Origin of the sequence: Bacillus sp. FSL L8-0099, assembly GCF_038006385.1 — a bacterium.
Taxonomy (GTDB): domain Bacteria; phylum Bacillota; class Bacilli; order Bacillales; family Bacillaceae_G; genus Bacillus_A; species Bacillus_A toyonensis.
This window is the reverse complement of record NZ_JBBOVC010000001.1, coordinates 4,913,797-4,926,916: the sequence shown is the minus strand read 5'-3', so window position 1 is coordinate 4,926,916 and position 13,120 is coordinate 4,913,797. Positions and strand designations below refer to the sequence as shown.

The 13,120-nt window shown below is 35.1% G+C and carries 20 protein-coding genes, 1 pseudogene and 1 riboswitch; of the genes and pseudogenes, 20 read left to right on the top strand and 1 reads right to left on the bottom strand.

Annotation, left to right across the window (positions count from 1 at the left end; genetic code table 11):
• Positions 1 to 58: 58 nt before the first annotated feature.
• The 5 genes from MHH42_RS25310 (at position 59) to MHH42_RS25290 (ending at position 3,651) form a co-directional block, all read left to right on the top strand.
• Entirely contained in the window at positions 59 to 772 is a 714-nt protein-coding gene (locus tag MHH42_RS25310; protein ID WP_000048028.1) for a CPBP family intramembrane glutamic endopeptidase, read from the top strand.
• Between the two features lie 151 nt (positions 773 to 923).
• On the top strand, positions 924 to 1,109 hold the full coding sequence (locus MHH42_RS25305) for a hypothetical protein (RefSeq protein WP_001180553.1): 186 nt from the start codon (positions 924 to 926) through the stop codon (positions 1,107 to 1,109).
• A 13-nt stretch (positions 1,110 to 1,122) separates the two neighbouring features.
• A complete protein-coding gene (locus tag MHH42_RS25300) occupies positions 1,123 to 1,371 on the top strand; it encodes a spore coat protein (protein WP_340894471.1) in 249 nt (82 codons plus the stop codon).
• Between the two features lie 293 nt (positions 1,372 to 1,664).
• Complete coding sequence (locus MHH42_RS25295) at positions 1,665 to 2,615, top strand: L-lactate dehydrogenase (protein ID WP_000828231.1); 951 nt, start codon at positions 1,665 to 1,667, stop codon at positions 2,613 to 2,615.
• 22 nt (positions 2,616 to 2,637) lie between these two features.
• A complete protein-coding gene (locus tag MHH42_RS25290) occupies positions 2,638 to 3,651 on the top strand; it encodes a PTS transporter subunit IIC (protein ID WP_340894468.1) in 1,014 nt (337 codons plus the stop codon).
• Between the two features lie 66 nt (positions 3,652 to 3,717).
• Here the strand turns inward: MHH42_RS25290 and MHH42_RS25285 are convergent, their stop codons facing one another.
• Positions 3,718 to 4,365 (bottom strand): phosphatase PAP2 family protein, encoded by a 648-nt coding sequence (locus MHH42_RS25285; protein ID WP_000713778.1) that lies wholly within the window; start codon positions 4,363 to 4,365, stop codon positions 3,718 to 3,720.
• Positions 4,366 to 4,508: 143 nt separating this feature from the next.
• Between MHH42_RS25285 and MHH42_RS25280 the strand changes: the two genes are divergently transcribed.
• The 15 genes and pseudogenes from MHH42_RS25280 to metQ (MHH42_RS25210) all read left to right on the top strand — a co-directional run bounded on the left by MHH42_RS25280 (position 4,509) and on the right by metQ (MHH42_RS25210) (position 13,085).
• On the top strand, positions 4,509 to 5,036 hold the full coding sequence (locus MHH42_RS25280) for a hypothetical protein (RefSeq protein WP_000826881.1): 528 nt from the start codon (positions 4,509 to 4,511) through the stop codon (positions 5,034 to 5,036).
• Positions 5,037 to 5,092: 56 nt separating this feature from the next.
• Positions 5,093 to 5,206 carry a hypothetical protein gene (locus tag MHH42_RS25275; protein WP_002060226.1) on the top strand — a complete coding sequence of 38 codons (114 nt, stop codon included), beginning with the start codon at positions 5,093 to 5,095 and terminating at the stop codon, positions 5,204 to 5,206.
• A 13-nt stretch (positions 5,207 to 5,219) separates the two neighbouring features.
• Positions 5,220 to 5,345 (top strand): annotated as a pseudogene (locus MHH42_RS25270) (quinol oxidase); the annotation flags it as partial.
• Positions 5,346 to 5,465: 120 nt separating this feature from the next.
• Positions 5,466 to 5,708, top strand: coding sequence for a DUF3937 family protein (locus tag MHH42_RS25265; RefSeq protein WP_000475828.1), 243 nt, complete (start codon positions 5,466 to 5,468; stop codon positions 5,706 to 5,708).
• A gap of 117 nt (positions 5,709 to 5,825) precedes the next feature.
• Entirely contained in the window at positions 5,826 to 6,197 is a 372-nt protein-coding gene (locus MHH42_RS25260; RefSeq protein WP_081339651.1) for a hypothetical protein, read from the top strand.
• A gap of 612 nt (positions 6,198 to 6,809) precedes the next feature.
• Positions 6,810 to 7,175, top strand: a complete 366-nt coding sequence (locus MHH42_RS25255; RefSeq protein WP_000218973.1) for an arsenate reductase family protein — start codon at positions 6,810 to 6,812, stop codon at positions 7,173 to 7,175.
• Between the two features lie 41 nt (positions 7,176 to 7,216).
• The gene (gene gcvH, locus MHH42_RS25250; RefSeq protein WP_340894462.1) at positions 7,217 to 7,600 is read left to right on the top strand and encodes a glycine cleavage system protein GcvH; all 384 of its coding nucleotides are present in this window, start codon (positions 7,217 to 7,219) and stop codon (positions 7,598 to 7,600) included.
• 77 nt (positions 7,601 to 7,677) lie between these two features.
• Positions 7,678 to 7,872 (top strand): hypothetical protein, encoded by a 195-nt coding sequence (locus MHH42_RS25245; RefSeq protein ID WP_097968823.1) that lies wholly within the window; start codon positions 7,678 to 7,680, stop codon positions 7,870 to 7,872.
• Between the two features lie 115 nt (positions 7,873 to 7,987).
• On the top strand, positions 7,988 to 8,332 hold the full coding sequence (locus MHH42_RS25240; protein WP_000640865.1) for a toprim domain-containing protein: 345 nt from the start codon (positions 7,988 to 7,990) through the stop codon (positions 8,330 to 8,332).
• A 3-nt stretch (positions 8,333 to 8,335) separates the two neighbouring features.
• Positions 8,336 to 8,644, top strand: a complete 309-nt coding sequence (locus MHH42_RS25235) for a thioredoxin family protein (RefSeq protein WP_002039867.1) — start codon at positions 8,336 to 8,338, stop codon at positions 8,642 to 8,644.
• A gap of 153 nt (positions 8,645 to 8,797) precedes the next feature.
• Positions 8,798 to 9,142 carry a hypothetical protein gene (locus MHH42_RS25230; RefSeq protein ID WP_000781225.1) on the top strand — a complete coding sequence of 115 codons (345 nt, stop codon included), beginning with the start codon at positions 8,798 to 8,800 and terminating at the stop codon, positions 9,140 to 9,142.
• A 125-nt stretch (positions 9,143 to 9,267) separates the two neighbouring features.
• A riboswitch (SAM riboswitch) is annotated at positions 9,268 to 9,375 on the top strand.
• Between the two features lie 309 nt (positions 9,376 to 9,684).
• Complete coding sequence (locus MHH42_RS25225; RefSeq protein ID WP_000601772.1) at positions 9,685 to 10,710, top strand: methionine ABC transporter ATP-binding protein; 1,026 nt, start codon at positions 9,685 to 9,687, stop codon at positions 10,708 to 10,710.
• On the top strand, positions 10,703 to 11,368 hold the full coding sequence (locus tag MHH42_RS25220; RefSeq protein WP_000359403.1) for a methionine ABC transporter permease: 666 nt from the start codon (positions 10,703 to 10,705) through the stop codon (positions 11,366 to 11,368). The genes MHH42_RS25225 and MHH42_RS25220 overlap by 8 nt, the downstream gene beginning before the upstream one ends.
• Positions 11,369 to 11,390: 22 nt before the next feature.
• A complete protein-coding gene (gene metQ / locus MHH42_RS25215; protein ID WP_000735098.1) occupies positions 11,391 to 12,203 on the top strand; it encodes a methionine ABC transporter substrate-binding lipoprotein MetQ in 813 nt (270 codons plus the stop codon).
• Between the two features lie 75 nt (positions 12,204 to 12,278).
• A complete protein-coding gene (gene metQ, locus MHH42_RS25210; protein WP_000720648.1) occupies positions 12,279 to 13,085 on the top strand; it encodes a methionine ABC transporter substrate-binding lipoprotein MetQ in 807 nt (268 codons plus the stop codon).
• Positions 13,086 to 13,120: the final 35 nt, after the last annotated feature.

Genomic DNA, 13,120 nt, shown 5'->3' with positions numbered 1-13,120 from the left:
CCTTATATTTATATTAAAGGATTTTTGTTAAGGTAATGAAAACAAATGGAGGAATAGTATGAGTAAAACGGTGTTAGAAGCGTATAGTGTGGAAAGGAAAATAGATAATATAACATATAAAAATCTATTTGTAATGATAGCAATCATTTTAGGATTCTTACTTCTAGGAGGGTTATTCCTTGGTTTAGCTTTTGGGATTTATGGTGAGGAAGCGTTGCGTGATAATTTAGAAGGGTACTATTTCCTTTTATTAGATGCAGCTGTTGTTGCTATCGTTTTATTAGCTTATAAACCAGTTCTTCATTTTATTAAATATATTTGGGATTTATCCGTTTTGAAGAATGGGAAGACATATTTATATCTACTAATTGGTTTTATGGTTATTGCGTTATCACAATATTTAATGTTACATGTGTTTAGTTTTGAAAGTGCAGCAGAACAACAGAAACAATTAGGGAGCTTAGGACTTCAAAATAGTCTACAAAGTATTATATATGTGTTAAGTGTTGCTATAATTACACCGGTTAAAGAAGAAATTCTATTTCGAGGTATTTTATATCGATTTTTAGAAAAGAAATATAATTTTTTAGTTGGTATCATTATTTCTTCCTTCATTTTTGGAATTCTTCATGGAGGTCTTCTAATTACGGCGACGATTATGGGGATTGTGTTTGCGATGTTATACAAAAAGACGCAATCTATTATACCTAGTATTATTTTACACATTGTATGGAATTTACTTGTGAGTATAAGTATGATTGTATCTCTATAAAATTGAACGAATATTTAGCATAAAAGATGGATGGCCTAGCTATGCATCTTTTATTTTGTTTATAGGTAGGAGAAGTTAATTCATGCATGTATATAATCCAAAAAGAACCAAATACTAATGACGAATGAACAAAGAAAGGCAGGAGTATTACATGCAAAATTTAACAGAGCTTGAAGTAGAAAACTTACGTCATTTAATCGGTGGACACGCAACAATTATTAACAAGTTGGAGCAGTATGCACAGACGTGTACAGATCCAGAGTTGAAACAAATGCTACAAAAGGATGCGCAAGATGCACGAAATACGAAGCAACAATTAATGACTTTTTTAGGATAGGAGGAAGAGAGAAATGAATGAAAAAGATATGGTAAATGATTATTTAGCAGGATTAAATGCAAGTTTAACAAGTTATGCAAATTATATTGCTCAGTCTGATAATGAACAGTTACACCAAACATTAATTCAAATTCGTAATCAAGATGAAATGCGCCAACGTAATATGTATGAGTACGCAAAGCAAAAGAGTTATTACAAACCGGCAGCACCTGCGAATCCAATGATTGTGCAGCAATTACAAGGCCAATTAAGTGCGGAATAATGGGATGAAAAAAACGAGCGAATGAAGTCGCTCGTTTTTTTGTTTTGTCCCGTAAAAGCCCAATGGATAAAGGTTGATTGAAGTTTCACTTTATATATGTCAATAAATACATAATAAATATTTTTTCAGTTGTAACAAATATGACGAAAATTAAATATAACAATTCACAAAAAGGACAAAAACTTTGCTCAATATTTCACAAAGCATCCATGGTTTCTATCGTGGGAATCTCTATAATTAAGAGTGTAAAGAACAAAAGAAATAGATTATATGATCAATTAGGAGAGATTGCTATGAAAAGAAATACAAGAAAAATTGCAATTATCGGTACTGGATTAGTTGGATCAAGTTGTGCATATTCCATTGTAAATCAAGGCATTTGCGAAGAGCTATTATTAATTGATATAAATCATGAACGTGCAGTTGGGGAAGCGATGGATTTATCACATTGCATTAACTTTACAAATACAAGAACAAAAGTATATGCAGGAAGCTATGAAGACTGCAAAGATATGGACATCGTTATTATTACAGCGGGACCAGCACCAAAACCTGGACAAAGTCGCTTAGATACTTTAGGAGCGAGTGCGAAAATTATGGAAAGTGTTGTTGGCGGCGTAATGGAAAGTGGATTTGACGGTATTTTCTTACTTGCATCGAACCCAGTTGATATTATTACATATGAAGTGTGGAAATTATCTGGATTACCTAGAAATCGTGTGATCGGTACTGGTACATCACTAGATTCTTCTCGCTTAAGAACAATTTTATCTGAAATGTTACATGTAGATCCTCGTAGTATTCATGGGTATTCATTAGGAGAACATGGTGATTCTCAAATGGTTGCTTGGTCTCACGTAACTGTTGGTGGAAAGCCAATTCTACAAATTTTAGAGGAGCAAAAAGAACGATTTGGTGAAATAGATTTAGATGAAATTGTTGAGAAGACTGCAAAAGCAGGATGGGAAATTTATAAACGAAAAGGTACTACTTATTACGGAATCGGAAATTCTCTAGCGTATATTGCGAGCTCAATCTTTAACGATGATCACCGTGTCATTGCTGTATCAGCCATTTTAGATGGAGAGTACGGTGAGTATGATATTTGTACAGGAGTGCCAGCTATTATTACTAGAGATGGTATGAAAGAAGTTGTAGAACTAAACTTAACAGAGGACGAAGAATCTCGATTCGCAAAATCAAACGATATTTTACGTGATTATATGAAAACAATTGGTTACTAACTTATAGGAGAAGGTGAAACAAATGAAGGAATATATAATGTCTCGTGTATTTAAAGCATCTGCTGGAATCGCACAAGGTATTTTCGTATCCCTCGGAATTGGTTTACTGATCGAAAATATAGGAAGAATTCTTGATATTCCATTACTTATTACAATCGGAGTTGTTGCAAAATCACTTATGGCACCAGCGATTGGTGCCGGCATTGCTTTTATGCTCGGTGCAAACGGTCTTGTTATCTTTTCAGCGATGGTAGCTGGAGCGATTGGTGCCGGATCCATTTCAATTACTGAAGCGGGTCTAATCATTAAAACAGGTGAGCCAATCGGTGCATTATTAACAGCAACTTTAGCTGTATATATCGGTAAACGTTTAAGTGGAAAAACTGCGTTAGATATGATGCTCGTTCCATTTGCGGCCATATTAGGTTCTGGTTTAGTTGGTATTTGGTTATCTCATAATATTACTCCTGTTTTAAATACAGTTGGAGCATTTATTAAAGATAGTTCAGCTGGTAGCCCGTTTATCGCTTCTATCGTCATTGCAGTAGTTTGGGGGCTATTACTTATCTCTCCAGCTTCATCAGCTGCATTAGCGATCGCACTTAGCTTAGATGGCGTTGCAGGTGGTGCAGCTCTAGCAGGATGCGTTGCTCAGTTTATCGGATTCTCTGTAATCTCAGCGAAAGAAAATAATTTAGGTGGCATATTAGCTCAGGCGCTTTGTACTCCGAAAGTACAGTTGCCAAACATTACTAAAAATCCAATGATTCTCGTCCCGACTGTCGTCGCTAGTGCGATAGTCGGCCCAGTATCGGCATTAATTTTCCAATTAGAAGCAGGGAAAGAAATCGCTGGTCTTGGATTAAGTTCTCTTATCGCACCAATTAATTTAATTTCCAGTCAAGGGTGGGAAGTTCTTCCAGCTATGGCAATCACTTATATCATCATTCCAGTAGCTGTTTCTTATATACTTTACATTGCTCTTAAAAAAGCAGGTCGTATTCATTCTGGTGATATGACTGTACCGCAATCTTAATTTGAAAATCTCCTTAATAATAGATAAAAGCAGACTGAAGAAGCCACAGTCTGCTTTTTTGTTATGTTACATCTTATGATTTTGTTTTACTGGAATGCGTACTGTTTCTTTTGCTAATAAGAGCTGAACGCCGAAGTATAATATACTCGCGAGCGTCATTCCAGAAACAGCATCTACAAATGCATGTTGCTTCGTAAATAGTGTTGATAAAATGATAAGTGTACCGAAGAAAGTAAGGATGTAATATTCAAAAGCATGTTGCTCTCTACGCTTAAAGGCAGCTAACATAATTACAAATGTCGTAAGAACGTGAATGCTAGGGAAACAGTTTACCGGTTGATCAATACTATAAATATAGCGAACTAGTTCAGAAAATACGTCTGTTCCAACGACAGTTGGACGTGGTACAGTTGTCTGCCAAAAATAATAAATAGAAAAACAAGCAAGTTTGCCAAGAATTACACTACTTAAAGTAACGTAATATTGCTTTCGATCAGCAAAGCAGTAATAAATAAGTGCGCCGTATAAGTAAGGAAACCAAAGTAAATAAGGAATAATAAATGCTTTTACAAATGGAATCCAATCATCTACTACAGTTGTGACATCTACTGCGTGAACAGTTGATTTATTTAATACGTCGTAAAGGGGACTTACGAGTACGAGTAGAAGTATATAACTTAACGGAAGAAAAGATGAAAGTTTAAATTTCTTCATGATAATCTCCTATGTTTAGTAATGTAGGTAAATTCAATTGATTATAATATAGAAACGTAAATTGGGCTATCGATTTTACTTACATTTTCTTGAATTAACCTTACGTTTTTGTCACTTGACTTAAAAGAAGGGGAGAGTGCTATATGAAGCGTTTATCGTATTTCTTATTTTTTATATTGATATGCCTAGTGAGTGCTGGGTGTGCAAAGGATAAAGAAGGAGAGAAATTAGAATATAACGGGAGAGCACTCGTAATTGGAGTTGTTGGAGAAAAACCGAAAGATACGTTTAGAAATATAAAGTTTGAGGAAATGAAGTTAGAGGAACTGGAAAAGAAATCTAAGGAAGTGGATGGTTTTCTAATAATGAAAGATCACTTTCAAGAAGCCTCAACAGAGCAGTATAAAAGTATATTTTCATCGCTAAAGAAACCAGTGTTTTTTATCGGTTTGCAAGATAAATCATATTCAACGTTTATTACGAAAGGGATAGAGTATAACAGTGCACGAAAAGATGTAAATGCGATGTATACGCAAGGCTTTGCAAATATCGGAAGTGGTGAAGGACAACAATGGGCAGTTGGTTTATCAAATGGTGGAAATACTGAAGAAAGCATTCATAATATGTATATCGTCGTATTTCAAACAATTGCAGATTATTTGAGTCGATGAATAAGGAGCCTGTAAACGAGGCTTCTTATTTTTTAAGCAGAAGCACATATAACAATATGATCGAGAAGCTTACGAAAGCATTACAACGTATGCGAGATGCATTCCCTGCTATAATGATACCGATTTATAATTTTATATCAGCTATTGCAGATTTAATTATAAAGTTTTAATGAAGCGCATCCAGGAATCGGTTATATAGTGGTTCAAATGATTCTGTTATTTATGCGATTACTTGTTGGGATCGCTAAGGCTATTTTGTCCTACACTAGTAGGTTTTTTTTATTAACAGTAATTCCTCAATATTCATGAAATATGCAAATGTGCATATTGTATTTATTTGGATTTTTTGTATGCAAAAATCAAATATAGGGATTTTTTTATATAACGAATTGAAATCAGAAATATCCAATGAATTTTGAGAGGTGTTACATGTTTAAAAACAAGAAATTAATTCGATTTGGTCTAACATTACTTGTATGTTTATTTGTAATTGATTTTACAATCAGTTATTTTCAAGCATATCTTGAATCAGCGGCAGGTATTAAATGGGTAATATCAGAAACTTGGAGAACTATTTTGTTAGATGCCCCTGAAAGTATATTGGTTATTTTAGGCGCAATTGCTTTATATGATTTTACAAAAGAAACATCTCCAAAAGACGCATCAATTTAAATGCGTCTTTTTTATTTCATTCAATTAGCAATTTCGTGGATGGTAGTTTTGCTATCAATAATAGGAAATTATGTCATGCAATGAAGATAATATTAGAAATTTATGAGGAGGATTACGTTGGGGAAATTTTTAATTAGTTATGCTGCAAGTTTGCTTGCTTTTATTATCATATGGTTCTTAATACCGTATATTTCTAATCCTGGTTATTCTTACGAGAATGATTTACCTAACATATTTGGATTCATTATAATTCTCATTATATTTGGTAGTATATTAGATCTTGTAGCTTGCCTAATTGGAGAAGTATTATACAGGAACATAAAACAATGTAGGAAGTTTCGATTTGGAATTCCTGTATTTATAGGACTCGCTCTTATCTATATATGTATACTCTCTCTTTTTACTATTACAAGTGCATATGCTTCTAGTTTAGTTACGCCTATTATTATGGGGTGCTTAGCTTTTTATTTAGTACGTAGAAAAATATAATTAACTTCAACTAACGATAATTATGTAAATGAGATAGTGGCGGTTCCGCAAAGATTTTGAATAAACTAAGAAAAAGTAGAGAACTATACATTTCTGCTTTAATAAAGGATACGTTTAATAACTTTTTTATGGGCTCACTACTACAGTCAAAATCGTTAGTTCCTTTTATCTGTACGCCTTTGTCATTTAAAGTATTTTCAGGTTTTGTGACCATAGGCTGAAATGGTTAAATAAACGTTTGTTTAAGATGTATGTTCGGTAGGAAGAAACCGATGCAGCTCAAGGGCTAACAAAGAAAAAGGGGAATGAATCAAACGTTTGTTTAAGATGTATGTTCGGTAGGAAGAAATCGATGCAGCTCAAGAGCTAACAAAGAAAAATAGGAAGTTAATCAAACGTTTGTTTAAGATATATGTTCGATGCAGAATGAGAGAAGAATCGAAAAAAATTATATATTTATTTTTTCTTAACAAATGGCGGAAAAATAAGAAAAATTGCAGGATTATTAAAAATTATCACGAAATAAGTAAAAGTTTAGCGAATAATCGTTTGAAATAATAAAACGTTTTCTATATGATAAAGGTAAAGGTTAGTAAAAAAGTAGGTGAATTTATGACAGTAACATTTTATTCATATCCAAAGTGTGGCACATGTCAAAAGGCAAAGAAATGGTTTGAGGCAAACGATGTAGCATATGAGATGATTCATATTGTTGAAAATCCACCGTCAAAAGAAGATGTACGTAATTTACATGTAAAAAGTGAATTACCATTAAAAAAATTCTTTAATACAAGTGGAATGCGTTACCGCGAACTTGGTCTAAAAGATAAGTTGAAAGATGCAAGCGAAGACGAAATGTATGAGCTTTTAGCATCTGATGGCATGTTGATTAAACGTCCAATTGTAACAGATGGAACGAATGTAACACTTGGTTTTAACGAAGAGCAGTTTGAAAGTGTGTGGAAAAAGTACCAATAAGGTATTTTTACATAATTAATACATTCACTGGAGGTACAGTCATGAGCATTCCAATTAATTTACGTTACTCTGAAGAACACGAATGGGTAAAAACTGAAGGTAATGAAGTTGTAATCGGTATTACTCACTTTGCACAAGGTGAGCTAGGCGATATCGTATTCGTTGAACTTCCTGAAGTAGGTGCAACAATCGAAGCTGACGAGCCATTCGGAAGCGTAGAATCTGTTAAAACAGTTTCTGAATTATACGCACCTGTAAGCGGTAAAGTTGTAGCAGTAAACGAAGAATTAAGTGACCAACCAGAACTTGTAAACGAATCTCCATACGAGGGTGCATGGATGGTTAAAGTTGAACTTTCTGATGCAAGCCAAGTTGAGAAGTTATTAACTGCAGAAAAATATGCAGAAATGACAAACCAAGACTAATTTTAGTCAACTGAAGGACAGCCTTTGTGCTGTCCTTTTTATTTTGTGCTACATAATGAGTTGAAAAGCACATATATATGAATCAATTATCATGTGAAAGTACATTAATGGGAAATCTATTTAGTGAAGTTTCATGCTTTTTACAATCTAAACGAGCCGTTTCCGCTTTTCATTGTCCAGCTCCAGCGGCTAGAACAGTCGGTCATTTCACTCCTTCACTTGAGGCAAAAGGCGCCTCTAGTTCAGGAGTTCCAATTGCCCTCTTGTTCTAAACAAGCCGCTTCCGCTTTTCTTTTGCAAAAATAAACAGGAAACAACATGAAAATAACGAATATACTATATACTAAGTTAAAGGTTGTATAGTATATGGTGATCGGGTGATGACATATGATTTATGTAGAAAAAGTCATTATTGTAGAAGGTAAATCAGACAGAAGAAAGATTGAATCTATTATTCGTGAACCGGTGGAAATTGTTTGTACAAATGGTACAATTGGTTTGTCGAAAATGGATGAGCTCATTGATCAGTTTTTTGATAAGGACGTATATGTGCTAGTGGATGCTGATGATGCAGGGGAAAAGTTAAGGAAACAGTTTCGAAAAGAATTTCCGCAAGCAGAGCATATTTATATTGATCGCTCGTACCGAGAAGTGGCGACTGCACCTTCTTCACATTTAGCAAATGTATTATGGGGAGCTGACATTGACGTTTATACAGAATATTTACGGTAAGGAATGATAGAAGTGATTGACTGGACAGGAGCCGAAGCTACAGCCCTAATAGAGAATGAAGAAAAAACAGTGCTATATGTATATACACCGATGTGTGGAACATGCCAATTAGCAAAGAAGATGTTAACGGTTGTCGAGATGACGATTGAAGAGTTGAAAATTGGAATGTTAGATTTAAATTATGCTCCGCATTTAGCGAAAGAGTATGGAATCGAAAGTGTGCCTTGTTTACTTGTTTTTGAAAATGGGACACTCATGAAGAAGATATATGCATTTCATTCGGTTGAATATTTATATACGGAATTAAAGTAGGCGGCAAAGTTTTTGCCGCCTCGACATATTTCTTGGGAAATATGTCGACATGCGGGATGGATACAGTATTTGTCGAGCGAAAGTAACAGGATTGCTCTTTAGTGAGAGGGAAATGGTATGTAATAGAAAGTGATATGAAGGATGTGATTTAGGGTGAAATTATATTCTTTGCTTCAATCATTTGTAAATTACGCTAACGGTCAATATCATTTAGAACCGCTTTTAAGGCAAGGAGAAAAAACTGTTAATTTCCGCTTTGGAGATGAAAGTTGTTCATTACAAATTTCAAGAGATTATATAGAATTGTCACAAGAGGCAAGAGGAACGGAACAAATTGTGTGCTTAGATGAAGAGGATGTAAAACAATTAGTGAACGGAAATGTAAGATTGCAAACGTTAATGAACGATGGACGTGTGCAATATTCGGGAACATATCGAACGATGCTATTAGTTGAATCGATGTTTCATATATGTAAACCGATGTCAGTAGGTGCTTAAAATTCTGAAGTTTCTTGTTTTGTGAAAATTCTTGTTGACATGACGTGTGGATATTGATACAATTCAATTCATAAAATATAGACAATTTCATAAATTACAAATCAGACGAAAATTAAATCTGATTTCTCTTATCAAGAGAGGTGGAGGGACTGTGCCCTGTGAAGCCCGGCAACCGTCAACTTATGTTGAAATGGTGCCAATTCCTGCAAAGCGAATGCTTTGAGAGATGAGAGAGAGGGATAATGTTGTTATATACGCATATAAACCTTTCTGCTTCTCTAAAGCGGAAAGGTTTTTTTGTTGTTTGAATGTGGAGGACATTCAAATAATAAGAGGAGCTATGGCGATAGATTACACGCATGAAAAATAAAAAAATTGCGGAGTCTATCCAAAGTTTTATGAAATCCAGCTCCAGCGGCTAGAACAGTCGGTCGTTTCATCCCTTCCTATGAGGCAAAAAGCGCCTCTACGTCAGGGATTCGGGCGTCCTCTTGTTCTAAACGAGCCGCTTGCGCTTTTTACTTAAAAAAGGGGTGAACATCATGATCTTATTAGAAAATGTAAAGAAAATATATAAGGCAAAAAGCGGTGATGTCACTGCTGTAGATAACGCCAATTTAAAAATAGAAAAAGGCGAAATATTTGGTGTTATCGGATATAGTGGTGCTGGGAAAAGTTCTTTAATAAGGCTGTTTAATCAGTTAGAGAAACCAACTTCTGGCCAAATTACAATTGCAAATCGTGTCATTTCAGCAATTACAGGAAGTGAACTTCGTAAGGCAAGGCAAGAAATTGGAATGATTTTTCAGCACTTCAACTTACTTTGGTCACGAACTGTACGCGAAAATATCGCATTTCCACTTGAGATTGCAGGTGTTGATAAGGAGAAGAGAAGAAAACGTGTTGATGAGTTAATTCATCTCGTTGGATTAGAAGGAAGAGGAGACGCGTATCCATCCCAGTTAAGTGGTGGACAAAAGCAGCGTGTTGGGATTGCTAGAGCGTTAGCTAACAACCCACAAGTGCTTTTATGTGATGAAGCAACGTCAGCACTTGATCCGGAAACGACAGATCAAATTTTAGATTTACTACTTGATATTAATAAGCGTCTCGGTTTAACAATTGTATTGATTACACATGAGATGCACGTAATTCGAAAGATTTGTAATCGTGTTGCGGTAATGGAGAAAGGGAAAATCGTAGAAACAGGTCCAGTACTTGACGTATTCCGTAATCCACAGCAAGACATTACGAAACGCTTTGTACAGCAGTTAACAGATTCTGAAGATACAAACGAAACAATTGAAAGTTTAATTGAAAAATATCCAGATGGCAAAGTAATTCGCTTGCAGTTTATCGGTGAGGCTGTAGAAAGACCAGTACTTCAAAGATTAATGCAACGCAGTGATATAGAAGTTAGCATTTTGCAAGGAAATATCGCACAAACGAATAACGGTTCTTACGGAAGTTTAGTTGTTCATTTAAATGGTGAGGAAACAGCAATCCAGCAAGCGATAGAGGGAATACATCAAGATCAAGTAGAGCTGGAGGTGATTGCACATGGATAAGTTACTCGCAAATGTTGATTGGAATCAAATGTTAGAAGCGACTGGTGAAACGTTATATATGACGGCAATCGCAGCGCTTGCCACATTTGTTTTAGGACTCATTTTAGGATTGTTACTCTTTATGACATCGAAAGATAATTTATGGGAAAACAAAGCGGTTAATACAGGGATTGGAGCCTTTGTAAACATATTCCGTTCTATACCGTTCATCATTTTAATCATTTTATTAATTCCATTCACAAAGATTATCCTTGGAACAATTCTCGGGGCTAGTGCAGCATTGCCAGCTTTAATTATTGGAGCGGCACCATTTTACGCAAGAATGGTTGAAATCGCACTTCGTGAAATTGATAAAGGTGTAATCGAAGCTTCAAAAGCAATGGGGGCAAAAACAAGCACAATCATTTTAAAAGTGTTAATTCCAGAATCATTACCAGCGTTAGTATCTGGTATTACGGTAACGACAATTGCTTTAGTAGGCTATACAGCAATGGCGGGAGTTGTTGGTGCTGGTGGTCTTGGAACACTTGCTTACTTAGAAGGATTCCAGCGTGGAAATAACGATGTAACAATCGTTGCGACAATTTGTGTGTTACTAGTTGTATTTTTCATTCAGTGGATTGGTGATAGTGTAACGACTCGAATAGATAAAAGATAATGAAAACAGGAGGGTATTTCAAATGAAAAAATTATTACTTACAGCACTTATTTCAACTTCAATTTTTGGGTTAGCTGCTTGTGGCGGGAAAGATAAAGATGAAAAGAAACTAGTTGTTGGGGCTTCTAACGTACCGCACGCTGAAATTTTAGAAAAGGCAAAACCGTTGCTTGAGAAAAAAGGAATTGAATTAGAAGTGAAAAAATTCCAAGATTACGTGTTGCCAAATAAATCGTTAGCGGATAAGGAATTAGATGCAAACTACTTCCAGCACATTCCGTATTTAGAAAAAGAAATTAAAGATAAAAAATATGATTTTGAAATAGCGGGGAAAATTCATTTAGAACCAATTGGTGTATACTCTCAAAAGTATAAGAGCTTAAAAGAACTGCCAGACGGGGCAACAATCATTATGAGTAATTCCGTTACGGACCATGGACGTGGTTTAGCAATTTTACAAAAAGAAGGTATTTTAAAAATTAAAGACGGAGTAGATCCAGTTAGTGCAACTCCGAAAGATATTGCAGATAATCCGAAAAACTTAAAGTTCAAAACGGATATCGAGCCTGGTTTATTACCACAAGTGTATAACAATAAAGAAGGCGACGCTGTTCTAATTAACTCTAACTATGCAATTGATGCGAAATTAAACCCAGAAAAAGATGCGATTGCAATTGAAGGTAGTGATTCTCCGTATGCTAACATCGTAGCAGTTCGTAAAGGGGATAAAGATAAGAAAGAAATTAAAGCTCTTGTAGAAGTGTTGCATTCTAAAGAAATTGAAGACTTTATTACTAAAGAGTATAAAGGGGCAGTTGTTCCTGTAAAAGAATAATTGTTTGAAGAAGGGCTGGTGTATGCCGGCTCTTTTTTTCTAACTACATACCTATAGGGGAGAAGGGGATATCAGATGAAAAAGATTATACTGTCAGTTGTTACAGCGCTATCTGTATTTACATTAGCTGCTTGCGGGGGAAAAGAGGAAAATAAGCTTGTCGTTGGAGCTTCTAACGTGCCGCACGCTGTCATTTTGGAGAAAGCACAGCCAATATTAGAGAAAAAGGGTATTAAATTAGAGATTAAAAAGTTCCAGGACTATGTGTTACCGAATAAAGCGTTAGCGGATAAAGAAATTGATGCGAATTACTTCCAACACATTCCATATTTAGATAAAGAAATTCAAGAAAAAGGATATAAAATTGTAAACGCAGGAAAAATTCATTTAGAACCAATGGGGATTTATTCTAAGAAATATAAAAGCTTAAAAGACCTGCCAGAGGGCGGAACAGTTATTATGAGTAATAACGTGGCTGAGCGCGGCCGTATGTTAGCACTATTACAAAAAGGTGGCGTTATTAAGCTTAAAGATGGAGTAGATGTTGTTAAGGCGACAGTAAAAGATGTTGTAGAAAATCCGAAAAACTTAAAGTTTAAAACAGATGTTGAACCTGGACTGTCACCGAAGCTGTATGAAAATAATGAGGGAGATGCTTTATTTATTAATTCAAACTATGCAATTGATGCGAAATTAAATCCAACAAAGGATGCAATTGCGATTGAAGGATCAGACTCTCCGTATGCAAATATTATTGCAGTTCGTAAAGGTGACGAGAAGAAAAAAGAAATTAAAGAACTGGTAGAAGTATTGCATTCAAAAGAAATTCAGGATTTTATTACTAAAGAATATAAAGGTGCTGTACTTCCGGTAAGTGAATAAACGTAAGGAAAGGACTGGGAATTTATCAGTCCTTT

Coding starts and splice junctions, on each gene's coding strand:
- MHH42_RS25310 (WP_000048028.1), top strand. CDS start 59: ATGAGTAAAACGGTGTTAGAAGCGTATAGTGTGGAAAGGAAAATAGAT.
- MHH42_RS25305 (WP_001180553.1), top strand. CDS start 924: ATGCAAAATTTAACAGAGCTTGAAGTAGAAAACTTACGTCATTTAATC.
- MHH42_RS25300 (WP_340894471.1), top strand. CDS start 1,123: ATGAATGAAAAAGATATGGTAAATGATTATTTAGCAGGATTAAATGCA.
- MHH42_RS25295 (WP_000828231.1), top strand. CDS start 1,665: ATGAAAAGAAATACAAGAAAAATTGCAATTATCGGTACTGGATTAGTT.
- MHH42_RS25290 (WP_340894468.1), top strand. CDS start 2,638: ATGAAGGAATATATAATGTCTCGTGTATTTAAAGCATCTGCTGGAATC.
- MHH42_RS25285 (WP_000713778.1), bottom strand. CDS start 4,365: ATGAAGAAATTTAAACTTTCATCTTTTCTTCCGTTAAGTTATATACTT.
- MHH42_RS25280 (WP_000826881.1), top strand. CDS start 4,509: ATGAAGCGTTTATCGTATTTCTTATTTTTTATATTGATATGCCTAGTG.
- MHH42_RS25275 (WP_002060226.1), top strand. CDS start 5,093: ATGATCGAGAAGCTTACGAAAGCATTACAACGTATGCGAGATGCATTC.
- MHH42_RS25265 (WP_000475828.1), top strand. CDS start 5,466: ATGTTTAAAAACAAGAAATTAATTCGATTTGGTCTAACATTACTTGTA.
- MHH42_RS25255 (WP_000218973.1), top strand. CDS start 6,810: ATGACAGTAACATTTTATTCATATCCAAAGTGTGGCACATGTCAAAAG.
- gcvH (WP_340894462.1), top strand. CDS start 7,217: ATGAGCATTCCAATTAATTTACGTTACTCTGAAGAACACGAATGGGTA.
- MHH42_RS25245 (WP_097968823.1), top strand. CDS start 7,678: ATGAATCAATTATCATGTGAAAGTACATTAATGGGAAATCTATTTAGT.
- MHH42_RS25240 (WP_000640865.1), top strand. CDS start 7,988: ATGATTTATGTAGAAAAAGTCATTATTGTAGAAGGTAAATCAGACAGA.
- MHH42_RS25235 (WP_002039867.1), top strand. CDS start 8,336: ATGATAGAAGTGATTGACTGGACAGGAGCCGAAGCTACAGCCCTAATA.
- MHH42_RS25225 (WP_000601772.1), top strand. CDS start 9,685: ATGATCTTATTAGAAAATGTAAAGAAAATATATAAGGCAAAAAGCGGT.
- MHH42_RS25220 (WP_000359403.1), top strand. CDS start 10,703: ATGGATAAGTTACTCGCAAATGTTGATTGGAATCAAATGTTAGAAGCG.
- metQ (WP_000735098.1), top strand. CDS start 11,391: ATGAAAAAATTATTACTTACAGCACTTATTTCAACTTCAATTTTTGGG.
- metQ (WP_000720648.1), top strand. CDS start 12,279: ATGAAAAAGATTATACTGTCAGTTGTTACAGCGCTATCTGTATTTACA.